24 protein-coding genes are annotated in these 25,179 nt (G+C 71.0%); 2 read left to right on the top strand and 22 right to left on the bottom strand.

Translation table 11 applies throughout. The features are described 5' to 3' along the window. Nucleotides 1-119: 119 nt before the first annotated feature. From dprA to proS, 16 genes are all read right to left on the bottom strand, one after another. On the bottom strand, nucleotides 120-1,265 hold the full coding sequence (gene dprA, locus ACZ4IF_RS25155; RefSeq protein WP_467566438.1) for a DNA-processing protein DprA: 1,146 nt from the start codon (nucleotides 1,263-1,265) through the stop codon (nucleotides 120-122). Next, nucleotides 1,262-2,887: a YifB family Mg chelatase-like AAA ATPase gene (locus ACZ4IF_RS25150; protein ID WP_467566435.1), complete on the bottom strand. Its 1,626-nt coding sequence runs from the start codon at nucleotides 2,885-2,887 to the stop codon at nucleotides 1,262-1,264. Before ACZ4IF_RS25150 ends, dprA begins: the two co-directional genes overlap by 4 nt. Continuing rightward, on the bottom strand, nucleotides 2,887-3,288 hold the full coding sequence (locus ACZ4IF_RS25145; protein ID WP_467566433.1) for a YraN family protein: 402 nt from the start codon (nucleotides 3,286-3,288) through the stop codon (nucleotides 2,887-2,889). Before ACZ4IF_RS25145 ends, ACZ4IF_RS25150 begins: the two co-directional genes overlap by 1 nt. Nucleotides 3,289-3,467: 179 nt before the next feature. Further along, nucleotides 3,468-3,776, bottom strand: a complete 309-nt coding sequence (locus tag ACZ4IF_RS25140) for a DUF2469 domain-containing protein (RefSeq protein WP_003965949.1) — start codon at nucleotides 3,774-3,776, stop codon at nucleotides 3,468-3,470. A 55-nt stretch (nucleotides 3,777-3,831) separates the two neighbouring features. Continuing rightward, nucleotides 3,832-4,308 carry an NUDIX hydrolase gene (locus ACZ4IF_RS25135; RefSeq protein WP_028802456.1) on the bottom strand — a complete coding sequence of 159 codons (477 nt, stop codon included), beginning with the start codon at nucleotides 4,306-4,308 and terminating at the stop codon, nucleotides 3,832-3,834. Between the two features lie 76 nt (nucleotides 4,309-4,384). Further along, nucleotides 4,385-5,158: a signal peptidase I gene (gene lepB, locus ACZ4IF_RS25130; RefSeq protein WP_359492385.1), complete on the bottom strand. Its 774-nt coding sequence runs from the start codon at nucleotides 5,156-5,158 to the stop codon at nucleotides 4,385-4,387. A 74-nt stretch (nucleotides 5,159-5,232) separates the two neighbouring features. Next, nucleotides 5,233-6,168 (bottom strand): signal peptidase I, encoded by a 936-nt coding sequence (gene lepB, locus ACZ4IF_RS25125; protein ID WP_467566696.1) that lies wholly within the window; start codon nucleotides 6,166-6,168, stop codon nucleotides 5,233-5,235. Next, nucleotides 6,062-7,153, bottom strand: coding sequence for a signal peptidase I (gene lepB, locus ACZ4IF_RS25120; protein WP_467566430.1), 1,092 nt, complete (start codon nucleotides 7,151-7,153; stop codon nucleotides 6,062-6,064). The genes lepB (ACZ4IF_RS25125) and lepB (ACZ4IF_RS25120) overlap by 107 nt, the downstream gene beginning before the upstream one ends. Next, nucleotides 7,146-7,862, bottom strand: coding sequence for a signal peptidase I (gene lepB / locus ACZ4IF_RS25115; protein ID WP_467566427.1), 717 nt, complete (start codon nucleotides 7,860-7,862; stop codon nucleotides 7,146-7,148). Before lepB (ACZ4IF_RS25115) ends, lepB (ACZ4IF_RS25120) begins: the two co-directional genes overlap by 8 nt. Before the next feature lie 83 nt (nucleotides 7,863-7,945). Next, entirely contained in the window at nucleotides 7,946-8,296 is a 351-nt protein-coding gene (gene rplS, locus ACZ4IF_RS25110; RefSeq protein WP_028802452.1) for a 50S ribosomal protein L19, read from the bottom strand. Between the two features lie 132 nt (nucleotides 8,297-8,428). Beyond that, nucleotides 8,429-9,250 carry a tRNA (guanosine(37)-N1)-methyltransferase TrmD gene (trmD, locus tag ACZ4IF_RS25105; protein WP_467566424.1) on the bottom strand — a complete coding sequence of 274 codons (822 nt, stop codon included), beginning with the start codon at nucleotides 9,248-9,250 and terminating at the stop codon, nucleotides 8,429-8,431. Next, nucleotides 9,250-9,792 (bottom strand): ribosome maturation factor RimM, encoded by a 543-nt coding sequence (gene rimM, locus ACZ4IF_RS25100; RefSeq protein WP_359492397.1) that lies wholly within the window; start codon nucleotides 9,790-9,792, stop codon nucleotides 9,250-9,252. Before rimM ends, trmD begins: the two co-directional genes overlap by 1 nt. An 84-nt stretch (nucleotides 9,793-9,876) precedes the next feature. After that, a complete protein-coding gene (locus ACZ4IF_RS25095; RefSeq protein WP_003973401.1) occupies nucleotides 9,877-10,116 on the bottom strand; it encodes an RNA-binding protein in 240 nt (79 codons plus the stop codon). A 2-nt stretch (nucleotides 10,117-10,118) separates the two neighbouring features. After that, nucleotides 10,119-10,538, bottom strand: a complete 420-nt coding sequence (gene rpsP, locus ACZ4IF_RS25090; protein WP_028802449.1) for a 30S ribosomal protein S16 — start codon at nucleotides 10,536-10,538, stop codon at nucleotides 10,119-10,121. Nucleotides 10,539-10,834: 296 nt separating this feature from the next. Then, nucleotides 10,835-11,431: a hypothetical protein gene (locus ACZ4IF_RS25085; protein ID WP_028802448.1), complete on the bottom strand. Its 597-nt coding sequence runs from the start codon at nucleotides 11,429-11,431 to the stop codon at nucleotides 10,835-10,837. A 250-nt stretch (nucleotides 11,432-11,681) separates the two neighbouring features. Beyond that, complete coding sequence (gene proS / locus ACZ4IF_RS25080) at nucleotides 11,682-13,097, bottom strand: proline--tRNA ligase (RefSeq protein ID WP_467566420.1); 1,416 nt, start codon at nucleotides 13,095-13,097, stop codon at nucleotides 11,682-11,684. A 198-nt stretch (nucleotides 13,098-13,295) separates the two neighbouring features. Here proS and ACZ4IF_RS25075 point away from each other — a divergent pair, with 198 nt between their 5' ends. After that, nucleotides 13,296-14,156: an SAM-dependent methyltransferase gene (locus ACZ4IF_RS25075; RefSeq protein ID WP_467566418.1), complete on the top strand. Its 861-nt coding sequence runs from the start codon at nucleotides 13,296-13,298 to the stop codon at nucleotides 14,154-14,156. Between the two features lie 15 nt (nucleotides 14,157-14,171). Here the strand turns inward: ACZ4IF_RS25075 and ftsH are convergent, their stop codons facing one another. The 6 genes from ftsH to nsdA form a co-directional block, all read right to left on the bottom strand. Continuing rightward, nucleotides 14,172-16,106 (bottom strand): ATP-dependent zinc metalloprotease FtsH, encoded by a 1,935-nt coding sequence (gene ftsH, locus ACZ4IF_RS25070; protein ID WP_467566415.1) that lies wholly within the window; start codon nucleotides 16,104-16,106, stop codon nucleotides 14,172-14,174. Between the two features lie 279 nt (nucleotides 16,107-16,385). Then, a complete protein-coding gene (gene ffh / locus ACZ4IF_RS25065) occupies nucleotides 16,386-17,936 on the bottom strand; it encodes a signal recognition particle protein (protein WP_359492404.1) in 1,551 nt (516 codons plus the stop codon). Between the two features lie 156 nt (nucleotides 17,937-18,092). After that, nucleotides 18,093-20,540, bottom strand: a complete 2,448-nt coding sequence (locus tag ACZ4IF_RS25060) for a [protein-PII] uridylyltransferase (RefSeq protein WP_467566412.1) — start codon at nucleotides 20,538-20,540, stop codon at nucleotides 18,093-18,095. A gap of 25 nt (nucleotides 20,541-20,565) precedes the next feature. After that, nucleotides 20,566-20,904, bottom strand: coding sequence for a P-II family nitrogen regulator (locus ACZ4IF_RS25055; RefSeq protein ID WP_086730248.1), 339 nt, complete (start codon nucleotides 20,902-20,904; stop codon nucleotides 20,566-20,568). After that, a complete protein-coding gene (locus ACZ4IF_RS25050; protein WP_467566409.1) occupies nucleotides 20,901-22,241 on the bottom strand; it encodes an ammonium transporter in 1,341 nt (446 codons plus the stop codon). Before ACZ4IF_RS25050 ends, ACZ4IF_RS25055 begins: the two co-directional genes overlap by 4 nt. Before the next feature lie 336 nt (nucleotides 22,242-22,577). After that, nucleotides 22,578-24,053, bottom strand: coding sequence for a transcriptional repressor NsdA (gene nsdA, locus ACZ4IF_RS25045; RefSeq protein WP_467566406.1), 1,476 nt, complete (start codon nucleotides 24,051-24,053; stop codon nucleotides 22,578-22,580). A 446-nt stretch (nucleotides 24,054-24,499) separates the two neighbouring features. On the opposite strand from nsdA, the gene ACZ4IF_RS25040 reads away from it, so the two are divergent. Continuing rightward, a complete protein-coding gene (locus ACZ4IF_RS25040) occupies nucleotides 24,500-25,162 on the top strand; it encodes a bifunctional DNA primase/polymerase (protein ID WP_467566403.1) in 663 nt (220 codons plus the stop codon). Nucleotides 25,163-25,179 lie beyond the last annotated feature (17 nt).

Here is a 25,179-nt window from a genome sequence, read left to right as displayed (position 1 = left end):
GTCACTTGACGTGATCTGCCTCCGCGTGACGGTGGTCGCCCTGCGTGACTGTCGGGAGACGCCAACTGCGGGAAATCCCAAGGCTGTCGGCTTTAGCCCGGACGGCCGAACACGCTCGGTCAGCAGCCTCGGCGATCTTCAGGGACGGGGATCATCGCCTGGCGTGTCAACTTCCAGCCGTCGCCGTGTCGTTCGACGAAACCAAGTGCTCGGAGTTCGTACAGCCTCCCGACCGCGTCGTCCGGTGTGGTCGCCGCGCCCCGGGCGATCTCCTCCGCTCCGGCCCGGCCGCGCGCCGGCAGCGCGGCCAGCACGCGTCCGGCGCCCGGGTCCAGCAGATCTCGTGGCAGCACGGGACCGCGCCGGTCCGGGGCCAGCTCGCCGATGTCACCCACCAGCTCCACGACGTCCGCGGCGTCGGAGACGAGGACCGCGTCGCCGCGCAGCAGTTCGTGCACTCCGGCCGACAGTCCGCTCGTGGCCGGGCCCGGCACCCCCATGGTGAACCGCCCGAGGTGCTGCGCCGCACGGGCCGTGACCAGTGCGCCGCTGCGATACGCCGCCTCGACGACGACCGTGCCCCGGGTGAGCGCGGCGATGACACGGTTGCGCAGGAGGAATCTGCTCTGGGTCGGATGGTCACCGGGTGGCAACTCCCCCACCACGAGCCCCTGTTCCGCGATTCTCGTGATCAAGGTCGCGTGTCCGCGCGGGTAGGGCCGGTCCACGCCGCAGGCCAGCACGGCGACGGTGGCTCCGCCCGCCCCGAGCGCTCCCCGATGCGCGGCGCCGTCCACCCCGTACGCGCCGCCGGAGACCACCACCCAGCCCCGCTCCGCGAGGCCCGAGCCGAGGCAGGCGGCCATGTGGGCGCCGTACTCGGTGCAGGCCCGGGCACCGACGACGGCGACGGAGCGCAGCGCCCACATCCGCAGACTGGGGCTCCCGCGCACCCACAGGCCCGTGGGCCGGGCATCGCCCAGGTCGTCGAGCTGCGCGGGCCATTCGGGCTCGCCGGGGCAGACGTACCTCACCCCGGCGGCCCGCGCCTGGGCGAGGTCCTGTTCGGGGCGGACGCGCCCGGCCCGTCCCCGCAGCCCCGCCCATCGTTTCCCGGTCACCCCGGGCAGCGGTCTGCCGCCTTCGACCAGCCGCCGGGCCACCTCCACGGGCCCGAACTCGCGCAGCCATCGCCCGCCCACCTCGTCGCCCGGTTCGATGATGCGGGCGAGGGCGACGCGGGCCATACGTGCCTCGTCGCTCATGTCGGCGAGCCGATCGTCATCGGCACCCCGCGCGGGACGCCGGTCCGCAACTGGAGCGCCAGGGCGACGTCACCGGCGTCGGGCCGATCGTGCCCCGACAGGTCCGCGACGGTCCACGCGACGCGGAGCACACGGTCCAGGCCGCGCGCGGTCAGCAGGCCGCGCTCCAGTCCACGCTCCGCCTCGTCCATCGCCCCGGGCAGCGCCTGCCAGCGGCTGCGCAGCTCGCGTCCGGGCATTTCGGCGTTGGTGTGCCACGGCGTGCCGGACAGACGGCCGGCTGCCCGGTCACGGGCGGCTCGGACCCGGTCGGCCACCGTACGCGTCGACTCGCCACGGGCGCCGAGCGCCGTCAGCTCCGAGCGGGTGACCGGTTCGACCTCGACCCTCAGGTCGACCCGGTCGAGCAGGGGTCCGGAGAGCCGGGACTGGTAGCGGCGGATGGCTGAGGGAGGGCATTCGCAGTAGTCGTTCGTCGCGCTGAAGCGTCCGCACGGGCAGGGGTTGGCCGCCAGCACCATCAGGAACTTCGCCGGGAACCGCACGACCCCGGCGCTGCGCGCGATCACGACGTGCCCCGCCTCCAGGGGCTGGCGGAGGGCGTCGAGGGCGAAGCCGCTGAACTCGGGTGCCTCGTCGAGGAAGAGCACGCCGCGATGCGACAGCGACACGGCGCCGGGTCGTGCCAGGCCCCTGCCGCCGCCGACGAGCGACTGCATCGTCGCCGAGTGGTGCGGTGCGCAGTAGGGCGGGACGTCCACCATGGGTCTGCCCGGCGGCAGCAGGCCCGCGACCGAGTGGATCGCCGTCACCTCCAGGGATTCCTGCCGGTTCAGGGCCGGCAGGAGGGACGGCATGCGCTCGGCGAGCATGGTCTTGCCCGCGCCGGGTGGTCCCTGCAGGAAGACGTGGTGTCCGCCCGCCGCGGCCACCTCCATCGCGGTGCGCGCCGACAGCTGGCCGACGACGTCCGCGAGATCGTGGCCCTGGTCCTGGTCGGGGAGGGTGGTGCCGCACAGGCCCGTGGCCTCCCCTGTGCCGGGCACGCGCAGTCCGGCCAGCAGCGGGTCGGGGCGGCCCTGATCGTCCGGGTCCTCCTCGGGCATCGGTTCGTCGGTGAGGGCCGCGATCAGCTGGCGCAGGCTGCGGACCCCGAGCACCGAGACCCCTGGGACGAGCGCGGCCTCGGCGGCGGCGCACTCCGGCACCACCACCTGCTCGTATCCCGCGTCCGCCGCCGCCAGAACGGCGGGCAGGACACCGCGCACCGGCCGGACCCGGCCGTCCAGGCCCAGTTCGCCGATCATCACGACGTCGGCGAGCACCCGTGGGTCGATCCGTTCGGCGGCGCCGAGCACCGCGCAGGCGACGGCGACGTCGAAGCCCGATCCGGCCTTGGGGACGGAGGCCGGGCTCAGGCCGACCGTGAGCTTCTTCTGCGGCCAGTCGGCGCCCGAGTTGACCACCGCCGCCCGCACCCGGTCGCGGCTCTCCGTGAGGCTCTTGTCGGGCAGGCCGACCAGGGTGAAGGCCGCGACCCCGGGCTCCAGATCGGCCTGGACCTCGACCACGACGCCCTCGACACCGACCAGTGCCACCGCACACGTACGCGCGAATCCCATCAGGCCACCCCCCGCGCGTGCTCCACGACGGGTGCGCCGCGGCCGGGCAGGACGACGCCGATCAGATCGATGCGGACGCCGCCCGGGGGCGCCCCTCCGTGTTCCTGGACCCAGCGTTCGGCGAGGCCTCGCAGGCGCTGGGCCTTGGCCGGTGTGACGGCCGCCATCGGGTGCTCGAAGGAGCCCGCCTTGCGGGTCTTGACCTCGCAGATCACCAGCGCGTCGCCGTCACGGGCCACGATGTCGATCTCTCCGGTCCTGCCGCAGCGCCAGTTGCGCGCCAGGACCGTCATGCCGGCCTCGGTCAGCCGGCGGGCGGCGAGGTCCTCTCCGTACCTGCCGAGCGCGATGCGTGCCTGTCCGTACCTGCCGAGTGCGTTGTGTGCCTGGGACGAGTTCATGTCGGCACCACCTCCGGCGCCAACACTGCGGCCGTCCCGCCCCGGTTGTGGATCTTGGTGGACGAACGCGCGATTGTGGAAAACCCCGTCACCCGCAGGGGTGACCGCTCCACGTCAGGGCCCCAGGGACTCCGCGGGGTGACCGCCGGCGGCTCCCCGCCCGCCGGCGCCTTGGGTCATCAGCCGCCCGGAAGCTCCAGATCGCTCTTGTTGAGCTCCTCGATATTCACGTCCTTGAACGTCAGGACGCGGACCTGCTTCACGAAGCGTGCGGGTCGGTACATGTCCCACACCCAGGCGTCCGCCATGGACACCTCGAAGAAAACCTCTCCCTGGACCGAGTGCACCTGCATCTCGTAGTCATTGGTGAGGTAGAAGCGCCGTTCGGTCTCGATCACATATTTGAACAGACCGACGACATCGCGGTACTCCCGATAGAGCTTCAGCTCCATCTCGGTCTCGTACTTCTCGAGGTCCTCGGCGCTCATGGCATGTTCCCCTTCAGCCGTGCGTCCCCCTATTGTGCGCCAGCCCCGCGGGCCCCTAGACGATTTCCGTGTCGAGGACCTCGGGCGTGGCCGGGGGACCCTCGTCGAGCAGCCTGTGCAGCAGCTCGGCGAGCCTGGTCGGATACACCGTCTCATGTGCCTCGGTCAGTTCCTGGCACGTCCACCAGCGCGCTCCGGCGACGCTGCGCCGTTCCAGCTCCGTCAGACCGGCGGCCGCCGTCACCGTCTGGGTCGTACGGGCCAGGTAGTACCACTCGTCCTGGTCCCAGCGGCGGCCCGCGAACGGGAACGAGCACATGCGCCGCCACAGCACCGGGCCCAGTTCGACCTCGGTGATGCCGGTCTCCTCCGCGAGCTCGCGGACCGCGGCCTGCTCCCGGGTCTCGTCTCCCTCCAGGCCGCCGCCCGGGGTGAACCACCAGTCGTCCGCGGGGTCACCGGGCTCGTGCCCGTGCAGCAGCAGAATGCGTTCCTCGGGGTCGAGCAGCACCACACGGGCCACCTTCCGCAGCCCGCCCCGGTACTCCGCGTCGGCGACGGCGGGCGAGGGGTCCTGCCCGTGCTCACCACTCGCGTCGTACGGCACCTCAGCGGGCACCGGCGAGCTCCGTGCGGGCCCCGGCCCGTCGGCGCGCCCGGTTGGCGATCGGGCCGTAGGCCGCGCCGCCCAGGACGAGCACCGCGCCGGCGATCACCGCCGAGACGATCAGCCGCAGGGGTCCCGGCTCGGAGAGGCTGCCCAGCGGCTCGAAGCCGCTCGGCCGCTCCAGCATGCCGTTCATCGGCCACACGACGGCGTCGACGCGTCCCTTGACCGCCTTGCGCGGCACGGTGCCGTTGGCGGCGTCGGTCAGGTGGGCGGTGGAGTCCAGGGAGCCGCTGCGCTCGTCACCGAGCAGGAAGAGATTGCCGTCCGGGACCGTGACGGTCGGGATCTTCGTCAGCTCGGCCGCCGATCCCTTGGGCAGATACGACTCGTCGATCTGCTTCCCGTTGACGGTGAGCTTGCCGTCGGTGCAGCAGGCGACCTTGTCGCCGCCGACGGCGACCACGCGCTTGACCATGGGCACGTCGCCCCACGACGACTGCTTGAAGACGACGACGTCGCCGCGCTTGACCTCGCCTCCGTCGACCCGCTGTGCGAGCACGCGGTCGCCCGCGTCGATCGTCGGCGTCATCGAACTGGTGGGCACGGTGTACGGCCGATAGACCACCGCCCCCCAGGCGAACCCTCCGAGGAACAGCACAATGCCCAGCGCGACAGCCAGTCCGGACAGCACCTGTCCGGTCCGGCCGCCCGCCGGGCTCTTGTCTGTGCCACCGCTGCGCGGGGCCGTACGCGTCGTGCTCTCGCCACCCATAGGGCCGCACCTTACCCGGGGGTACGGTCCGCGGTCAGCCCATGGCCGGGATCACGATCACCGGCTGCGCCCTCCTAGGACTCGTCCGTCTTCCGCCCGGACGCCTTGCGACGCCGCCCGAGCAGCACCAGCGGTACGGCTCCGACCAGTGCCACCGCGTCGGGCGAGGTCACGGCCGCGGCGGCCTGGCTGCTCAGACCGTCCTGGTCGAAGGTGTCCGGAACGGGCAGGGTGCCCCAGCGGTTGATGGGCCAGGCCTTCACGATGGCGCGCCCGACGACCTTGTCGACGGGAACCATGCCGTGGTGCTTGTCCATCTGGTTGTAGCGCGAGTCCTTCGAGTTCTGGCGGTGGTCGCCCATCACCCAGATCATGCCCTTGGGCACCTTGACCTTGAACTGGCCGCCGTCCTCGTCGACGCTGCACGGGGTGTTGCCCGGGTAGACGTACGACTCCTCGTTCAGCGCCTTGCCGTTGACGGTCAGCGGGCCGGAGCCCTTGCACTCGACGGTGTCGCCGCCGACGCCGATGACGCGCTTGATGAGGTCCTTCTCCTCGGCCGACGGCATCAGACCGATCCAACTGAGCACCGTCTGCAGGGCGTTCGGGTTCGCCGTGGGCTCCCCCGCGAGCCAGTTGTCGGGGTCGTGGAAGACGACGACCTCGCCGCGCTCCGGCTCGGAGCCGAACCACGGGGTCAGCTTGTCGACCAGGACGCGGTCACCCTGCTGGAGCGTGTTCTGCATCGAGTCCGAGGGGATCGAGAACGCCTGCACCAGGAAGGTCTTGATGAGCAGCGCGAGGACCAGGGCGATGCCGATGAGGATCGGCAGCTCCTTCCAGAAGGAGCGCTGCTTCTTCGACTTCGTGTCCCGCTCGGCCGCGGCTCCGCCGTCCGCGGCGTCACTCCCGGAATTCGACGCGTCCTCTACGGCCGGGGAAGCCGAATCGTCGGGCCGCTCCGGCTTCCCTTCGGGACCGTCTTGTCCGGACCGTGCGCCGACCGCCACATCCCCCACATCCACTCCTCACTCCGTGCCGCCGCCCACGCCGTATTCGGCGCAGGCCCACCACTCCCATAACGAGCGGGAGTTCCGCAGGGGTCGGGAGCGGGGTCAATCCGTCTGGATCCGCAGGGGCCACCCTATGCGACTGAGCGAGAGCGGAGGTCGACCCTCCAGGCGCGTCGGCCACGGACGCGTACGTGCCCGGCTCCTCCAGGCTGGTCCAGTGTCCGAGGGGCCACGCGATGTACCTGGCTCGGCCGACGACCGACTTCAGGGAGACGGTGCCGCTGAACTTGTCGGAGCGGTGGTAGCGGGAATCGGCGGAGTTGGCGCGGTGGTCGCCCATGACGAACAGGCGTCCCTGGGGCACCTTCACCTCGAAGGCGAAGTCCGACGGTTTGTTGTCGGCATGGATGTAGGGCTCGCTGAGCGGCGTGCCGTTGACGGTGACGCGGCCCTGCGCGTCGCAGCACTTGACCGTGTCTCCGCCGACCCCGACGACGCGCTTGATCAGGTCCTTCTCGTTGTCGGAGGGGAGCAGGCCGATGAAGGTGAGCCCCTCCTTGACCTGTTTGACGACGACGGGGTCGTCCTTCTTCTTGGTCTCCTCGGCGGTGAGCCAGCCTCCGGGGTCCTTGAAGACCACGACGTCACCGCGCTGGGGCTCGGAACCGAACCACGGGGTGAGCTTGTCGACCAGGACGCGGTCGCCGATCTGGATCGTGTTCTCCATGGAGCCCGACGGGATCACGAAGGCCTGGACGAGGAAGGTCTTGAGCACGAGCGCTATGAGGACGGCGACGCCGACGAGGAGGGGTATCTCCTTGATGGCCGAGCGGCGCCTGCGCCGCTTGACCTTGCGCTGGAGCTTGCGCCGCTCGGCGCGTCCGGTGCGCGCGACGCCTCCGGAGGCCCTCCGGGTGCCGGTGGGCAGCAGGTTCTCGGCGGCGCTGGTCGGCACGCCGCGCGGTTTGCCGCGGTTACCCATGGGCACCGTCCGCGGCGGGCACGCGCGCGTAGGCGTCGGGGCGCGTCAGCCGTGTCCAGTGACCGGCGGGCCAGGCGACCCAGTCGGCCCGGCCGATGACGTCGTCGACGGGGACCATGCCGCCGCCGGGTGAGCCCAGGTGGTCACGGGAGTCGCTGGAGTCGCTGCGGTGGTCACCGAGGACGAAGAGAGTGCCGGCGGGCACGACGACGTCGAAGGCGACGTCGGACGGGCTGTCCCCGTGATGCACGAACGCCGACTCGTCGACCGACTGGCCGTTCACTTCGAGCCTCCCTTCCTGGTCGCAGCAGACCACATGGTCTCCCCCCACACCGACCACGCGCTTGATGTAGTCGGCGTCTCCGAAGTAGCCGGTGCCGTCGAACACGACGACATCGCCCCGTCGCGGCTCGGCACCGAAACGGTACGCCAACTTATTTACGAGAACGCGGTCCCCGATCCTCAATCCGGACTCCATCGAGCCGCTGGGAATCTCGAAGGGCTGCATCACGAAGCGGCTCACGAGGAGCAGGAAGGCCAGGCAGGCCAGTACGGTCAAGGTGATCCGCCCGCCCGGGAGCCGGTCGGCGACGCGGTCCACCAACGCGAAACGCGACCGTCCCTCCGGCCCCTCTGTGTCCGGGATCTCCTCGGATCCGGAAGGGCGGGAGGAGCGGTCGCGCTCCACGTGCTGTGCTTCGGTGTCCATCGGAGCCAGATGTTATCCGGCCCCGCTGTGACACCTTCGCGCCGACGGGTTCACCAGCGGTTCTCCCGTGCGGCGGCGCCAGATCAGTTCTCGCGCTTCTCCTTGATCTTCGCCGCCTTGCCGCGCAGGTCACGCAGGTAGTACAGCTTCGCGCGACGCACGTCACCGCGGGTGACGAGCTCGATCTTCTCGACGATCGGGGTGTGCACCGGGAAGGTGCGCTCGACGCCGACGGAGAACGAGACCTTGCGGACCGTGAAGGTCTCGCGGACACCGGCGCCCTGGCGACGGATGACTACGCCCTTGAACTGCTGCACACGGGAGCGGTTGCCCTCGATGACGCGCACGTGGACGTTGACGGTGTCACCCGGGCGGAAGGCCGGGATGTCGCTGCGCAGCGACGCGCTGTCGACGGAGTCGAGCAGGTGAGACATTTCGTCTGCTTTCTTCGCTGATGCCACAGGTCATCAACGGGAGTTAGGTTTTCCGGAAGTCGCTGCCGCGCCGGGGCGGGCGTCGTGTCCCCCTGTGGCAGGGGCGCACGCCGGACGACGCACAGCAGCGGTCTATTCTTCCACGGCCTCGGGCGTGCGCCAAAATCGACCGTCGGGGCCGGGCTGCCAGCCGAGGATCGAGAGCATCTCGCGGTCCTTCTTGTCGAAGACGGCGGGGTCGCAGCGCTCGATCAGGTCGGGACGGTTGGCCGTCGTACGGCGCAGCGCCTCGTCGCGGCGCCAGCGGGCGATCTTCCCGTGGTGGCCGCTGAGCAGCACCTCCGGGATCTCCCGGCCGCGCCAGGCCGGAGGCTTGGTGTACACCGGGCCCTCCAGGAGGTTGGCCATGGCTCCGGGGGCGAAGGAGTCGTCGCGGTGGGACTCGGCGTTGCCGAGGACACCGGGCAGCAGCCGCGCCACGGCCTCGGTGACGACCAGGACGGCCGCCTCGCCGCCGGCGAGCACGTAGTCGCCGATGGACACCTCGTGGACGGGCATGCGGGTGGCGTACTCGTCGATGACCCGGCGGTCGATGCCCTCGTAGCGGGCGGGGGTGAAGACCAGCCAGGGGCATGCGGAGAGCTCGACGGCGAGCTCCTGGGTGAAGGGGCGTCCGCTGGGCGTGGGGACCACCAGGGCGGGCCCGTGGGAGCCCGTCTCGTAGCCGTCGGCCAGGACGGAGTCCAGCGCGTCGCCCCAGGGCTCGGTCTTCATGACCATGCCGGGGCCGCCGCCGTACGGGGTGTCGTCGACGGTGTTGTGCCGGTCGTACGTCCACTCCCGCAGATCGTGCACGTGCACGTTCAGCTGTCCACGCGCGCGTGCCTTGCCGACCAGCGAGACGTTCAGGGGTTCCAGGTACTCGGGGAAGATCGTGACGACGTCGAGCCGCATTACGCCTCGTCCCTGGGGGAGGCGATCTCGGCGCGGTCGTCGATCAGTCCCGGCGGCGGGTCGATGACGGCCCGCTGTTCCGTGAGATCGATGCCGGTGACGATCTCCTCGACGAACGGGATCATGACCTCGGTCCCGTCCGGCCGCTCGACCACGAACAGGTCCTGCGAGGGCAGGTGCGAGATCTCCGTGATCCGCCCGACCTCGACGCCGTCCGCGGTGACCACGTCCAGGTCGATCAGCTGGTGGTCGTAGTACTCCTCGGGGTCCTCCGGCGTCTCCTCCGGATCGACGTCGGCGATGAGCAGGGTGTTGCGCAGCGCCTCGGCGGCGTTCCGGTCCCGTACGCCTTCGAAGCGCAGCAGGAGACGGCCGCTGTGGACGCGGCCCGTCTCGATGGTCAGCGGTCCGGCGGAGGCCGGGTCGGTGAGCAGGACGGCGCCCGGTCCGAGCCTGAGTTCCGGCTCGTCCGTACGCACCTCCACGGTGACCTCGCCCTTGATGCCGTGGGCGCGGCCGACGCGAGCGACTACCAGCTGCACTGTGCTTGATCTCCTGTCGATACGACTACGGGCCGGGAAAGGCTCGTAAGCCCTCCCCGGCCCGAGCCGGTGCTGCCTGTTACATCAGCGGACGTGGTCCACGTCGACGAGGTCGACGCGGACGCCGCGGCCGCCGATGGCGCCCACGACGGTGCGCAGAGCGCGCGCGGTGCGGCCGTTGCGGCCGATCACCTTGCCGAGGTCGTCGGGGTGCACCCGGACCTCGAGTACGCGCCCGCGGCGCAGGTTGCGCGAGGCGACCTGCACATCGTCGGGGTTGTCGACGATGCCCTTCACGAGGTGCTCGAGAGCCTCCTCGAGCATGCTCAGGCCTCGGTCGACTCGGACTCGGCCTTGGCCTCGTCCTTCTTCTCAGCCTTCTTCTTCTGGGTGATGGCCTCACCCTTGCCCTCGTCCTCGCCGCCCAGGGCGTCGAAGGACGGGCGCGTGGCCTTCGGCTCGGCCACGAGCAGCGGAGCCGGGGCCGGCAGGCCCTTGAACTTCTGCCAGTCGCCGGTCAGCTTCAGGATCGCGAGCACGGGCTCGGTCGGCTGCGCGCCGACACCCAGCCAGTACTGCGCGCGGTCCGAGTCGACCTCGATGCGCGAGGGGTTCTGCACCGGGTGGTACAGACCGATCTCCTCGATGGCCCGGCCGTCACGGCGGGTACGGGAGTCGGCGACGACGATGCGGTAGTGAGGCGAACGGATCTTGCCCAGACGCTTCAGCTTGATCTTGACTGCCACGGAAGTGGTGTCTCCTGGTCTTGACGTGGTTGGGCACGGCGAGATGGCCGCGTGGGGTTGCGGTACCCGAGTGCCCGATGGACGCGTCAGCCGGAGGAGAGAGGGGTCCTGTGCGGCTGTCGAGTACAGCTAGCCATTGTGCCACATCCCCGCGGGTCGCCCTCACCCGCGGGGTGCGCCCGGCCATGGCTCATCGGCACCCGGCGCCGGCCCCCGGGCGCCCGTCACGCCGCCCGGCGCCCCAAGGTGCCGCCGTCTTGGACGGCTGAGCACGGCTGCCACGAGCAGCCGTGCTCTCAGGACGCCGCCGCGCCCACCACTTCGGGGATCCGGAAGGGCTTGCCGCACCCTCCGCACACGATCGGCGCCTGGGCCAGCACCGACGGGACGACGCGCACATTGCGGCCGCAGTCGCACACGGCCTTGACGCGGACGCCCCCTCCGGAGGAGCCGTGGCGCGCGGCCGGGCCGCGGAACGACCGGGCGCTGTCGGCGGCGGTCGCGGCCGAGTGCGCCTTCAGCGCGCGCTGGAGCCGCTCGATGGTGGGGCGGTACCGGCGCTTCGCCTCGGGGTTGAGCGTGACCAGGGAGAAGCCGCTGCTGGGATGCGGTTCCTCGGGATGGTCGAGACCCAACTCCTCGGCGATCGCGAGGAACCTGCGGTTGTGATACCGGCCGGCGCGCGAGGTGTCGCGGACTCCGCGGGCGGCGGCGATGCCGTGGACTGCCTCGTGAAGCAGTCGTTCGAAGGAGAGTTCGTGCCCGCAGGCGGACGACGACTCCCCGATCAGGGACTCTGGCGCGGCAAGATCGGGCAGCTCGGGGTGGTGCCGCTGAATGTCGGCCCACGCCCCTGCCAGCTCTGCGGCGAGAACAGGTGGTGTCGTGCTCACGTCGTGACAACGAGCCGGGGTGCCTCTGTGTTCCTATTCCGGGGCATCCCAAATAATTTGCACGTACCCGTCAGTTGCCGCTGATGTGTCCTGACGAGGGCGGGTGCGCTGATCTGCGGAGAAGCCTCGCAGCTCGTACCAAGGCGGTACGTAGGGACACGTACGCCCCGGCGCGTAGACGGGGTCGGCGCGCCGGGGCACCTGGAGTCAGCAGATGCGCAAGAGGTCTTTCGGTCGGCCTGGGACCTACTCAGTAAGCGCGCGCCACGACGGCGACGTTACCCGGTGCGTCGTCGGCATCGGGCACCGACCCGTCCTCGGCGACCAGACACCGTACGGTCACGGAGTGCTCGGCGAGCTTGGCCTCGCCCTCTTCGCCGAGGTCGGCCCAGGGGATGCGGGCCCAGCCGCCCGCGGCGGCGGCCTCGACGGCCTCCTCGATCGTCGTCACGTCCGAGGTCCGGGACTCGCGGCGCTCGCGCGACTGCCTGAGCAGCAGCGCCTGGTCCTCTTCGAGGACCGTGGGGAGCAGACTCGTCAGGGCGTCGATGGCGACCGGCTCCTTGCCTCCGGGGATGCGCCGGGCGAGCATCGCGGTGCCGTTCTCCAGGTCACGGGGCCCGACCTCGATGCGGACGGGTACGCCCTTGAGTTCCCAGTCGACGGCGCGGCGGCCGAAGGGGGTGTCCGTGCGGTCGTCCACCTGGACGCGTACGCCCGTCGCCTTGAGCCGGTCGCCGATCTCGCGGACCTTGGCCAGAACCGCCTCGTCCCCCTTGATCGCGAGGACGACGGCCTGCACGGGGGCGAGCCGCGGGGGCACCCGCAACCCGTTGTCATCGCCGTGCGACATGATCAGGCCACCCACCATGCGGGTCGAGGACCCCCAGGAGGTCTGCCAGACGAGCTCCTGCTTGCCCTCCTTGGACAGGTACTGGGTGTTGAAGGCCTTGGCGAAGTTCTGTCCGAGCTCGTGGCTGGTGCCCATCTGGAGGGCCTTGCCGTCGCCCATCATCCCTTCGAGCGTGAGGGTGTTGATGGCGCCGGCGAACCGCTCGCTCGCCGTCTTCCGGCCGAGGACGACGTCGATGCCGAGGACGTTCACCATGAAGTCCGCATACACCTCGCGGTGGATGTACGCGGCGTAGTCCCGGGCGTCCTCGTAGGTGGCGTGGGCGGTGTGGCCCTCCTGCCAGAGGAATTCAGTCGTACGGAGGAACACGCGCGGGCGCATCTCCCAACGCACCACGTTGGCCCACTGGTTGATCAGCAGCGGAAGGTCGCGGTAGCTCTGCACCCACTTGGAGAAGTAGTCGTTGATGATCGTCTCGGAGGTGGGGCGGACGACGACCGGCTCCTCCAGCTCCTTGCCGCCGCCGTGCGTGACGACCGCGAGCTCCGGGGCGAAGCCCTCGACGTGCTCGGCCTCCTTCGTCAGGTACGACTGCGGGATGAAGAGCGGGAAGTACGCGTTCGAGGCGCCCGCTTCCTTGATGCGGGCGTCCATCTCCTGCTGCATCCGTTCCCACAGCCCGTACCCGTACGGCCGGATGACCATGGTGCCGCGCACCGGGCCGTTGTCGGCCAGCTCGGCCTTGTTGATCAGGTCCTGGTACCAGCGGGGGAAGTCGTCCGCCCGGGGCGTGAGAACGGGTGCCTTTGCCATGCGGCGATCGTACGGGCCCACGTTGCCGGAATGTGAATTCTCGCGGCGGGCGCGGTCGGTGGACAAGCCGGGCCCCGCAACCCCTGGACGCCGGGTCGAGTGCGGAGTTACCTGACATACGGGGGGAGTGCGAGCGCACTGCACGGGGGGCGGCGAAACAGGCAAGGCGGCAACTCTCGGCGGATTGGGGCGCTTTCGATGACACCTACGCTCGTGCGGCAGCAACTGCCTCACGCGGGTCCATCGCCTCGCGTGGACCTGTGTGCACGCGCGCGTGACTGGGCCGAGATCCAGGAGCGGATGCTGGTGCCGCTCTACGAGGCCGTCTACGAAAGACTGGAAGTGGGCCGTGGGACACGGCTGCTGGGACTGGGGTGCGGATCGGGACTCGCGCTGCTGATGGCTGCGGCGCGCGGTGCGACGGTGACCGGCGTCGACTCCGCGTCGCCCGAGCTGACGGCCCTGGCGCGCGAGCGGCTGCTGCCGGAGGACTGGCGCACGCGCGTGCCTGTGGACACGCGGCTGGTGGACGGCTCCCCCGAGGACGCGGCCGTCGCCGCGGGGACGCCGGCGTACAACCTGGTGACCGCCTTCGAGCCGGTCGGATGCACGGCCGGGGACTCCGAGGCGCTCGGTGCGCTGCTCGGCCGGGCGGCACCGCTCGCGGAGCGGGGGACGCCCGTGGTCCTCGTCGGATGGGGGCCGCCTGAGCGCTGCGCCACCTCGGGTGTGCTGCGGATCGCCGCCAAGCTGGCCGATCCCCTGCCGGGGGCGGGGAACTGGCGGGCGGCCCGGCGCGACGACCTGGAGGAGGTCGCTCAGCGGGCCGGGCTGCGACCGGACGGGTCGGGGCGGGTCGCCTGCCCCTTCGGGTACGCCGACGTGGACAGCGCGGTACGGGGACTGGTGTCGACGGGGCTGTTCGACGCGGCGGTCGAGGCCACCGACCGGGCACAGGTCGACAAGGAGCTCGCCGAGGCCCTGCACCCGCACCTGCGGCAGGACGGCACGGTGTGGATGCCGAACGTCTTCCGGTACCTGATCGCCCGCACGGCCTGAACGGGCACCGGACCGCTACGTCTCCTTCGTCAGGCGGGTGATGCCCGCGATCCGGTAGGCGTCCGCCTCCTCCAGGGTCTCGTTCGCGAGGAGCGCCTCGGCCAGCGCGTCGAGTTGTCCGCGGTGGTCACGGAGCTTGCGGCAGGCCTCCTCGTAGCACTCGTCGACGATGCGGCGCATCTCCCCGTCGATCACGTCGAGGGTGCGGGGTGCCGCGGCGAGCCCGTAGGCCTGCTGAGCGTCGGTCGGGAGAGCGGACAAGCGGCCGACGCGGTCGCTCATGCCCCACCGGGCGACCATGCCGCGGGCGATGTTCGTGACCTGCTCCAGGTCGTTCTCCGCACCCGTGGTGACCACTCCGTAGACGACCTGTTCGGCGGCCATGCCGCCGAGGGCTCCGATGATGCGGCCGCGCAGGTACTCCTCCGTGTACGCGTACCGGTCCGACTCCGGGGTGGAGAGCGTGACGCCCAGGGCGCGGCCGCGCGGGACGATGGTGATCTTGCGGACCGGGTCGGCGCCTGGTTGCAGCATGCCGAGCAGGGCGTGGCCGCTTTCGTGGTATGCGGTGCGGCGGCGTTCCTCGTCGGGCATCACCAAGGGGCGTTCGGCGCCCAGCTGCACCTTTTCCAGCGCCTCGGAGAGGTCCGTCCGCGTCACCTGCCGCTGCTTGCGCTTCACCGCGAGGAGGGCTGCCTCGTTGGCGAGGTTGGCGAGTTCCGCGCCGGTCATGCCCGGGGTCGTACGGGCCACGTGGGAGAGGTCCACGTCCGGGGCGAGCGGGATGTCACGGGTGTGGATCTCCAGGATCGCCTCCCGGCCGCCACGGTCGGGGGGCGAGACGGTGACGACCCGGTCGAAGCGTCCGGGGCGGGTGAGCGCCGGGTCCAGGATGTCGGCGCGGTTCGTCGCCGCGATGACGACGACGCCCTCGGAGCCGGAGAAGCCGTCCATCTCGGTGAGGATCTGGTTCAGCGTCTGCTCGCGTTCGTCGTGACCGCCCATGCCGGAACCCCCGGCCCGCGCCCGTCCGATGGTGTCGATCTCGTCGATGAAGATGATCGACGGGGCCATCTTGCGTGCCTCGGCGAACAGCTCGCGTACGCGTGAGGCGCCGACGCCGACGATCATCTCGATGAACTCGGAGGCCGACGCGGAGAAGAACGGTACGCCCGCCTCGCCGGCGACGGCGCGGGCGAGCAGCGTCTTCCCGGTGCCCGGAGGGCCCGTCAGGAGCACGCCGCGGGGCATCTTGGCGCCCATCTTCCGGTAGGCGTCGGGGTTCTTCAGGAAGTCGACGACGTCGTTGAGTTCGCCCTCGACCTCGTCGATGCCCGCCACGTCGCCGAACGTGGTGCGCTCGGCGCCCGGCTCCAGCTCGACGGGCTTCGGCGGCGGCTTGCGGCCGAGCATGCCGCCCGTGCCGCCCATGCCCGCCCTCATCCGCCGGGCGATGAAGATCCACAGGACGATCAGAAGGATCATCGGGGCCAGCGAGATCAGCAGATTCGCCAGGAAGCTGCGGTGCTGGACGACCGGCTGCGCGGTGACGGTGACGTTGTTCTTGGTGAGGTCCTGCCAGAGCTGGTCGTCCGCGAAGGACGGGCGCTGGGTGTTGAACTTGGTGTACTTGCCGCCCCCGTCGGGGTTGTCCTGGGCGGTCTTGAGCTGCCCCTGGATCGCGTCGCCCTTGGCGTAGATCTTGGTGACGTTCCCGGCGTCGACCTGCTTGCTGAACTCCGTGTAGGAGATCGTCGGCTCGTCCCCCTCGTTGAAGAACGACAGCACGAGGTTGGCGATCAGGAACACCACGAGGGCGGTGAGGACCAGCCGCCACCAGCCGCCGCGCATCTTCCGCCCGCCGGGCGTCGGCTTCGGCGTCTCCTCCGGGGTGCCCTCGGTACGCCAGGGCTGGTCGGGAGACTTACGAGGTGGCGCAGGGTTGGCCATATCGGGACGTTACGACACGTGTGCGACGCCGGCACCCCAGCGGGCCCCTTCGCCGGCGCCCCGGCCGGCTCCGGCGCCCGACGCCCCGGCGGACCCCTTCGTCGGCGCCGACACCGGCACGGGCAGACACGACGGGAGGCTCCGCGTCGGGCGGGCGCGGCACCCGAGCCGTCCGCCGGTCCGACATACGCCGAGGGCGCCCCTTCGGAGAGGGGCGCCCTCGATGACGTACGAGAGCCGGCCGGCCCGGCGCGGGCCGGCGGGGGGCTGCGCGAGTCGTCAGCCCATGAACTTCTTGAACTCGTCCGGGAGCTCGAAGTCCTTGCCGCCCTGCTGCGGCAGACCGAAGGCACCGCCCGGCTGCGCACCTGCCTCGCGGCGCGCGGCAGCCTCTTCCTCCTGCTGCTTGCGCTTCATCGGGTTGCCGGAGCGCTGCTTGCCCTTGGCCTGCTTCGGCTTCTTCTTGGCGCGGCCGGGGCCGCCACCCATGCCCGGCATCCCGGGCATACCCGGCATGCCGCCGCCCTGGGCCATGCGGGACATCATCTTGCGGGCCTCGAAGAAGCGCTCGACCAGGCTCTTGACGGCGCTCACCTCGACGCCGGAGCCCTTGGCGATACGGGCGCGGCGCGAGCCGTTGATGATCGTCGGCTCCTGGCGCTCGGCCGGGGTCATCGACTTGATGATCGCGGCCGTGCGGTCGACGTCGCGCTCGTCGAGGTTGTTGATCTGGTCCTTGATCTGGCCCATGCCCGGGAGCATGCCGAGCAGCTTGCTGATGCTGCCCATCTTCCGGACCTGCTCCATCTGGGCCAGGAAGTCGTCCAGGGTGAAGTCCTGGCCCTTCTTGGACGCCAGCTTGGAGGCCATCTTCTCGGCCTCTTCCTGGCTGAACGTCTTCTCCGCCTGCTCGATCAGGGTGAGCAGGTCACCCATGTCGAGGATGCGGGAAGCCATCCGGTCAGGGTGGAAGGCGTCGAAGTCGTCGAGCTTCTCGCCGTTCGACGCGAACATGATCGGCTTGCCGGTGATCTGGCGGATCGACAGGGCCGCGCCACCGCGGGCGTCACCGTCGAGCTTGGAGAGCACCACGCCGTCGAAGCCGACGCCGTCGCGGAAGGCCTCGGCGGTGTTGACCGCGTCCTGACCGATCATCGCGTCGACGACGAAGAGGATCTCGTCCGGCGAGACCGCGTCACGGATGTCGGCGGCCTGCTGCATCATGTCCTGGTCGATGCCGAGGCGACCCGCGGTGTCCACGATCACGATGTCGTGGACCTTGGTCCTCGCGAACTCCATGGAGTCCTTGGCGACCTTGACCGGGTCGCCGACGCCGTTGCCCGGCTCGGGCGCGTAGACCGCGACACCGGCGCGCTCGGCGACGACACTGAGCTGGTTCACCGCGTTCGGGCGCTGGAGGTCGGCGGCGACGAGCAGCGGCGAGTGGCCCTGGTCCTTGAGGTGCTTGCCGAGCTTGCCCGCGAGGGTCGTCTTGCCCGCACCCTGCAGACCCGCGAGCATGATCACGGTGGGCGGGTTCTTGGCGAACCGGAGGCGACGGGTCTCGCCGCCGAGGATCGTGACGAGCTCGTCGTTCACGATCTTGAGAACCTGCTGGGCCGGGTTCAGCGCCTTGGAGACCTCGGCACCGAGCGAGCGCTCCTTGACGTTCTTGATGAAGGTCCGCACGACCGGCAGGGCCACATCGGCCTCGAGGAGCGCGATACGGATCTCGCGTGCGGTGGCGTCGATGTCAGCTTCGGACAGTCGGCCCTTGCCCCGCAGGTTCTTGAACGTCGCTGAGAGGCGATCGGAGAGAGTATCGAACACGGCGCTCGTCGGTCCTCAGGGGTCGGGGGCGAAGGGAATCGCCCTCCAGGGTATCTGGCCGCGTGCGGTGCGGTCTCCACCGCGTTCGTACGAGACCGGTGACGGCCCAGGACAGTGGCCCCGGACCCGGGCCGCCGGGCCGGATCCGGGCCGGGCTCACGCCCGCAGTGCCTCTTCCAGGGCGCGGGCCACCGCGGCGGCCTCCTCCCCGGGGAGGGGCGCTCCCTTCGCGCCGGTCACGTAGAACGCGTCCACGGCGTTCGCGCCGAGCGTGGAGACGTGCATGCTCCGCACCCGGACCTCCGCGTCCTCCAGGGCCCTGCCGAGGCGGTGCAGCAGCCCGGGTGCGTCGTGGGCGCGGACCTCGATGACGGTGGCGTGCCGGGAGGCCGCCGGGGCCACCGTCACCCGGGGCGGCGGCGCGACCGTGCCCCGGCGCCGCGGGTAGGCGGCGTCGCGCTCGGCGAGGCGGGCCGCGATGTCGAGGGAGCCGTCCAGTGCACGGACGAGGTCGGCACGCAGCCGGGCGGCCTGGGGCAGCGAGCCGTACTCGGCGGCGACCCTCCAGTCGAGCAGCAGCACCGAGCCCTGGACCTCCTCGGGCAGATCCAGGGCGCGCAGTCCCGCGGTGCGTACGGTCAGCCGGTGCATGGCGAGCACGCCGGCGACCGCGGGAAGCACACCGGGCTGGTCGGGCACCGCGATGAGAAGCTCCACGCCCAGTGGCTCCGGGTCGTCCGCGGGGGTGTCGGCGTCGGCCGATTCCGTCTGCGCGCGCAGCGCCAGGACCGGGCCGCCGGTCCGGAACGCCTCGATCGCGAGCCGCTCCTGTTCCGCCGTGGGCGCCACGGCCTCGGGCTCTTCGGGATCGTCGCCCGCGAGCACCGCCGAGACCCGTTTGACCAGGTCGGCCACGAGGGAGCCGCGCCAGGACGACCAGGCGGCGGGCCCGGTGGCGAGCGCGTCGGCCTCGGTGAGGGCGTGCAGCAGCTCCAGGGTTCCCTGGGAGCCGACGGCCTCGGCGACCGAGCGGACGGTGGCCGGGTCCTCCAGGTCGCGCCGAGTGGCGGTGTCGACGAGGAGCAGGTGGTGGCGTACGAGGGTGGCGAGGACCCCCACGTCCGTGCGGTCGAAGCCGATCCTGGCGGCCACGTCGCGCGCGATGATCTCGCCGGCCACGGAGTGGTCGCCCGGCCAGCCCTTACCGATGTCGTGCAGCAGGGAGGCGACGAGCAGCAGGTCGGGGCGGCCGACGCGCCGGGTGAGCTCGGAGGCCCGTACCGCGGTCTCGATGAGATGACGGTCGACGGTCCAGATGTGCACGGCGTTGCGCTGCGGCCGGCAGCGCACCCGCTCCCAGTCGGGCAGCAGCCTGGTGATCAGCCCTTCCGCCTCCAGTGCCTCCCAGACCTCGATGGTGGGGCGGCCGGAGCCGAGGAGGGTGACGAGTTGCTCACGCGCCTCCGCGGGCCAGGGGGTGGGCAGGGGGCGCGCCACGGCCGCCATGCGCCGCACGGCGTGCAGCGACAGCGGAATTCCGGCCTGCGCTGCGGCCGCCGCCGCCCGCAGCGGGAGCACCGGGTCGCGCTCCGGGCGTGCGGCACGGGCGAGCACGGCCTCGCCGTCCTGCTCGACCACGCCCTCCGCGAGGGGCGAGCGCTCGGCGACCGGCTTGCCGCCGCCGAGCATGGCGCGCAGACGCGGCCGTACGGCGCGCGAGCGCAGCACACGCCCGACCTCGCGCCAGGTCACGTCGCTGGCGTACGAGATGACCCGGGCGGACTCGTACACCTGGCGCAGCAGGGTGTCGGCGTCCAGCAGCCCGAGCTCCGCGGCGACCTGGTCCTGTTCCTGGAGCGAGAGGCGGTCGGTGGCGCGTCCGGTGGTGAGGTGCAGTGCGTCGCGGACGTCGAGGAGGCGCCTGCGGGCGTCGGCGAGGCCCTCGCGGGGCGCGTCGGCGAGCCAGGAGGCGGCCACGGCGCGCAGGGCGGTGGCGTCGCGCAGCCCGCCGCGCGCCTCCTTCAGGTCCGGTTCGAGGAGGTACTGGAGCTCGCCCTGGCGCTCGGCGCGTTCGGCGCACAGCTCCTGGAGCTCGGGGAGGCGTCTGGGTGCCTGGTTGCGCCAGTCGGCGAGCACGGCCGTACGCAGTCCGGCGGTCAGGCCGAGGTCGCCCGCGATGTGCCGGGCGTCCAGCAGGCCGAGCTGCACCTTGAGGTCCTCGCCCGCGGTCTTGCGGGCCTCGGCGGGGGTGCGCACGGAGTGGTCGAGGGCCAGGCCCAGGTCCCAGACCGGGTACCAGACGCGGTCGGCGAGCGCGGCGACGCCGCCGGGGTCGCTGCCGTCGTGCAGGAGCAGCAGGTCGAGGTCGCTGCGGGGGGAGAGCTCTCCGCGGCCGTAGCCGCCGACGGCGACGAGGGAGACACCGCGCAGTCCCTCGGAGCCGGCCGTGAACAGGCCGGTGAGCCAGTCGTCGGTCAGTTCGGCGAGGGCCGTACGGCGCGGCGGCCCGGACCGCGCCCCCTCCTGGAGGAGGCGCAGCCGGGCCGCCGCGTAGCCGCTGGGTCCCGAGTCCTCTGCTTCCGCACGCACGTCCGTACTCGTCACCCAGCGACTCCTGTCCTCGTGCTGATCAGAGCGCGTCCGGGCCGCGCTCGCCGGTCCGGACCCGGACTGCCGTGTCCACCGGGAGGGACCAGACCTTGCCGTCACCGATCTTGCCGGTCCGGGCCGCCTTGACGACGACCTCGATGAGCTGTTCGGCGTCGTCGTCCTCGGCCAGGACCTCGATGCGGATCTTGGGGACCAGGTCGACGGTGTACTCGGCACCGCGGTAGACCTCGGTGTGGCCCCTCTGCCGACCGTAGCCGCTGGCTTCGGTGACCGTCAGTCCGTGTACTCCGAAGGCCTGCAGGGCCTCCTTGATCTCGTCGAGCCGGTGGGGCTTCACGACGGCGGTGATGAGCTTCATGCGTCCACCTTCTTGGTCTGCGCGTCGGCGACCGGGGTCGGGACCGCGGTCCGGGCCGCGCCGCCACCGGCGCCGCTGAAGTCGTATGCGGTCTCGGCGTGCTCGGCCTGGTCGATGCCCGCGATCTCCTCGTCCTCGGTGACCCGCATGCCGATCGTCTTGTCGATCAGGAAGGCGAGGATCGCGGAGGCGACGAGGGAGTAGCCGAGGACGGCGAAGACACCGGCGCACTGCTTCCAGAACTGGTCGAGCCCGCCGCCGTAGAACAGGCCCTTGACGTCGGACTGACCGCCGCCGCTGGCGAAGAAGCCGATGAGCAGGGAGCCGACGACACCGCCGACGAGGTGGACGCCGACGACGTCGAGGGAGTCGTCGTAGTTGAACCTGTACTTGAGGCCGACGGCCATGGCGCACAGCACACCGGCGATGGCGCCGACGGCGATCGCGCCGAGCGGGGAGACGGCACCGCCGGACGGGGTGATCGCGACCAGGCCCGCGACCGCGCCGGAGGCGGCACCCAGGGTGGTGAACGCGCCGTGCCGGATCTTCTCGTAGGCGAGCCAGGCGAGCATGGCGGCGGCGGTGGCGATCTGCGTGTTGACGAACATCAGCGCGCCGACGCCGTCGTCGTTGCCGAGCCACGAGCCGGCGTTGAAGCCGAACCAGCCGAACCACAGCAGACCGCAGCCGAGCATGACCAGCGGGAGGCTGTGCGGGCGCATCGGGTCCTTCTTGAAGCCGACGCGCTTGCCGATGACGAGGATGACGCCGAGTGCGGCCGCACCCGCGTTGATGTGGACCGCCGTACCACCCGCGAAGTCGATCACGCCGAGGTCGAAGGCCCAGCCGCCGGTGCCCCAGACCCAGTGCGCGACCGGGAAGTACACGACCGTGACCCACAGCGCGATGAACAGGGACCAGGCGGTGAACTTCACGCGGTCCGCGAGGGCGCCGCTTATCAGGGCGGGCGTGATGATCGCGAACATCAGCTGGAAGACGGCGAAGACGTAGATCGGGATGGTGTAGCCGTCCCAGAGCTCCATCTTGCCGATGCCGCTGAATCCGACGAAGTCGGAGGTCCAGCCGACGAGGGAGCCCTTGTCGGTGCCGAAGGCGACCGAGAAGCCGTACAGCACCCACAGGATGGTGACGATCCCCATGCTGATGAAGCTCATCATCAGCATGTTCAGGGTGCTCTTGACGCGGACCATGCCTCCGTAGAAGAAGGCGAGTCCGGGTGTCATGATCAGCACCAGGGCGGAACAGATGAGCATGAACCCTGTGTTGGCGGCAGACAGCTTGGGTGCCTCTGCGGCAAGGGTGATGGCTGGTGCCATCGGCGTCTCCTCGTCGTTGGTACGGCCCCGTGCGGGCGAAGCCTGAGTGGTCGTGAGGGGTGGGCCGGTTATGCGCCATGAGATTGGCGCAGCGCGGTTTCGGTCGAAGCCCCTCGTTGTTTCGCCGCAGTGACGAAGAGGTCCTGCGTGTTACGCGTCGATGAACTGCCTGCTGCCGGGCCGAGCGATCGTTATCGTGGCGCAACCTTCTTCGAAGGCAAAAGAACCGGCCACGGCGGGTCGTCCGATGACCTGGCATGGGGGAGCCGAGTCGGGCAGTTCGGGACGACCGGCCGTGGCCGGGGTACTGGGCGGGGCCGCTGCCGCGGCCCCGGGTCAGACCGCCTCTGCGGTCTCGGGCAGGTCGATGGCGAGCTGGTCGGTGAGGTCGATGACCTCGGCGAGGTCCCCGAAGTCGCGGACCGCGGCGTCGACCGTCTTTCGGATACGAGTGTTCACACGCTCGGAGCGCACCTTCTTGGCGATCTTCATGGCGTCCTTGGCCAGCGCCACGCTCTGCTCGGGCTCGCGCTGCAGCAGGTGCACGGTGGCCAGGCCGACGAGGTTGAGCGCGTACGAGCGCTGGTGCTCGGAGTCCTTGGCGAAGCGGTCGACGGCCTCCTGCATCAGGGGCTCGGCCAGGGACGCGTACGTGGGGCTGCGGCCGGCCACGTACGCGAGGTCGCGGTAGGAGTGGGAGTTCTCGCCGTACAGCTCGGCCTTCGAGAAGAAGCGGATCCAGTCGGGGTCCGGGTCGTCCCACTCGTCGACGTCGGAGAAGGTGTCCTCGGCCATCCGCACGGCCCGCTTGCACTTTCCGGGCTGGCCCATGTTGGCGTAGGCGCGGGCCTCCATCGCATACAGCATCGACTGGGTGCGTGGGCTCGCGCAGTCACGGCTGCCGTACTGCGCGAGGTGGATGAGCTCGATGGCGTCATCGGGCCGCCCGAGGTGGATCATCTGGCGGCTCATGCTGGACAGGATGTACGCGCCGAGCGGCTTGTCGCACGCTTCCTTCGCGGCGTGCAGGGCGAGCACGAAGTACTTCTGCGCGGTGGGCTGGAGTCCCACGTCGTAGCTCATCCAGCCCGCCAGCTCGGCCAGTTCGGCGGCGACCTTGAACAGACGCTTCTCGGTGGCGGCGGGCTGGGGCTCCTGGAGCAGGTCCGTCACCTCGTGCAGCTGGCCGACGACGGCCTTGCGGCGCAGACCGCCGCCGCAGTGTGCGTCCCACTGGCGGAACATCACCGTGGTGGACTCCAGCAGGTCCAGCTCCGGCTTGGAGAGCCGGCCGCCGCGGCGTGCCGAGGCCGGGAGCTCGGGCTCCTCGTGGGGTGTGGCGGGGGTGGGGACGAGCCAGCGCTGCATCGGCTCGATCAGGGCCGGTCCCGCGGACAGCGACAGCGAGCTGCCGAGGAAGCCGCGCCGCGCCAGCATCAGGTCGCTGCGCGAGTACTCACTGATCAGGGCCACCGTCTGCGGGCCCGTCCAGGGGAGGTCGACGCCGGACACGGACGGTGACTGGTGAGCGGCCCGCAGGCCGAGGTCCTCGACGGCGACGACGCAGCCGAACCGCTCGGAGAACAGCTCGGACAGGATGCGCGGGATCGGCTCGCGCGGATTCTCCCCGTCCAGCCAGCGGCGCACCCGCGAGGTGTCCGTGGAGATGTGGTTGGCCCCCAACTGGCGGGCCCTGCGGTTCACTTGACGTGCGAGTTCGCCCTTGGACCAGCCGCTGCGCACGAACCATGAGCCGAGCAGCTCATTGGGGCGCTTGTCAGCGTTCGTACCGCTTCCGCCGTTGCCGCCCACTGGAACGCCCCCATCCCTGAGACCACTTGTACGCTGCGTGCGCCAAGCCCTATCAGAATGCCGGTAAATACGGCCGCCCGTCCCGTAGTTCTCACCCTTCGAACGGGAAGCCGACTTGCCCTTGGCATACCCACGAGTGCACACGTCCCCAGGACTCGTGTACTCAAAGTAATCCTACGATCACTGCCCCAGCCATGGCGATCCATGAAACGCCACCATTCGCCACCCCTTCGAATGAACTCCGTGTGGCCTGCGCGCGATTCACTTGACACAGGAAAAGCAGGGGTGGATGGAGCGGTGTACGCCGGGGCGCGCGGAGCCGAGCACACCACCCGGTGCACCACAACGCGCCGCCTGGACCGGGCGGCACGGGGAAGTCGGGAACAGAGGGTCACATTCCGATTCCTCCACGTAACCACTGGTGCGTCGGACCCGTTGGAGGGGGCATGGGCTTCACGATCGGCAGCAGCCGAGGGTTGCGCGAAAACCGGCCCGGCACGCGGCGCCGCGGCCGCTCGTCGGAGTGCACCGCCGTGGCCGAGTTCACCGGACTGTGGGGCTGGGACGCGGTCCCGGGCGCCCGTGCCGCCGCGGGGACGTGTTCGTGCGGCAAGGCCGACTGCCTGGCCCCGGGTGCGCACCCCCTGGACTTCGCCCCCACCGTCCCGGCCGGCGCCACGCTCGACGAGGTCTCCGAGGCCTGGGCCGACTTCCCCGGAGCCGCGGTGATGCTGCCGGTCGGCCGCTCCTTCGACGTGATCGAGGTCGCCGAGCCCGCCGGGCGCCGCGCACTCGCCCGCCTGGAACGGATGGGCCTCCCGCTCGGGCCAGTGACGGCGACGCCGGACGGCCGCGCGCACTACTTCGTCGCCCCCGGCGCCGCCGCCGAGCTGCCCGAGCTGCTCTACCGGATGGGCTGGGACGATCCGTCCCTGGACCTGCGCGGTCTCGGCCCGGGCTCCTTCATCACGGCGCCGCCCTCCGACCGCGGCGGCCTCGGCCCCGTCCGCTGGCTGCGCTCCCCCGACCTCGACTCGGCGACCCGGCCGCCGCAGGCCCGGCTGCTCCTGGGCACGCTGGCGTACGTGGCGCACCGCTCGCGCGTCTAGGGGCGTCGTTCGGATCT

The organism is Streptomyces sp. NPDC025784, assembly GCF_055558435.1.
The sequence above is the reverse complement of the archived record's forward strand: the minus strand, read 5'-3'. Positions and strand labels throughout refer to the sequence as shown.

Coding starts and splice junctions, on each gene's coding strand:
- ACZ4IF_RS25040 (WP_467566403.1), top strand. CDS start 24,500: ATGGGCTTCACGATCGGCAGCAGCCGAGGGTTGCGCGAAAACCGGCCC.
- ftsH (WP_467566415.1), bottom strand. CDS start 16,106: ATGGCCAACCCTGCGCCACCTCGTAAGTCTCCCGACCAGCCCTGGCGT.
- trmD (WP_467566424.1), bottom strand. CDS start 9,250: ATGCGGCTCGACGTCGTCACGATCTTCCCCGAGTACCTGGAACCCCTG.
- dprA (WP_467566438.1), bottom strand. CDS start 1,265: ATGAGCGACGAGGCACGTATGGCCCGCGTCGCCCTCGCCCGCATCATC.
- ACZ4IF_RS25095 (WP_003973401.1), bottom strand. CDS start 10,116: ATGCTCGAGGAGGCTCTCGAGCACCTCGTGAAGGGCATCGTCGACAAC.
- ACZ4IF_RS25150 (WP_467566435.1), bottom strand. CDS start 2,887: ATGGGATTCGCGCGTACGTGTGCGGTGGCACTGGTCGGTGTCGAGGGC.
- rplS (WP_028802452.1), bottom strand. CDS start 8,296: ATGTCTCACCTGCTCGACTCCGTCGACAGCGCGTCGCTGCGCAGCGAC.
- ACZ4IF_RS25145 (WP_467566433.1), bottom strand. CDS start 3,288: ATGAACTCGTCCCAGGCACACAACGCACTCGGCAGGTACGGACAGGCA.
- ACZ4IF_RS25075 (WP_467566418.1), top strand. CDS start 13,296: ATGACACCTACGCTCGTGCGGCAGCAACTGCCTCACGCGGGTCCATCG.
- lepB (WP_359492385.1), bottom strand. CDS start 5,158: ATGGGTGGCGAGAGCACGACGCGTACGGCCCCGCGCAGCGGTGGCACA.
- proS (WP_467566420.1), bottom strand. CDS start 13,097: ATGGCAAAGGCACCCGTTCTCACGCCCCGGGCGGACGACTTCCCCCGC.
- ACZ4IF_RS25140 (WP_003965949.1), bottom strand. CDS start 3,776: ATGAGCGCCGAGGACCTCGAGAAGTACGAGACCGAGATGGAGCTGAAG.
- ACZ4IF_RS25050 (WP_467566409.1), bottom strand. CDS start 22,241: ATGGCACCAGCCATCACCCTTGCCGCAGAGGCACCCAAGCTGTCTGCC.
- ACZ4IF_RS25055 (WP_086730248.1), bottom strand. CDS start 20,904: ATGAAGCTCATCACCGCCGTCGTGAAGCCCCACCGGCTCGACGAGATC.
- lepB (WP_467566430.1), bottom strand. CDS start 7,153: ATGGGTAACCGCGGCAAACCGCGCGGCGTGCCGACCAGCGCCGCCGAG.
- lepB (WP_467566427.1), bottom strand. CDS start 7,862: ATGGACACCGAAGCACAGCACGTGGAGCGCGACCGCTCCTCCCGCCCT.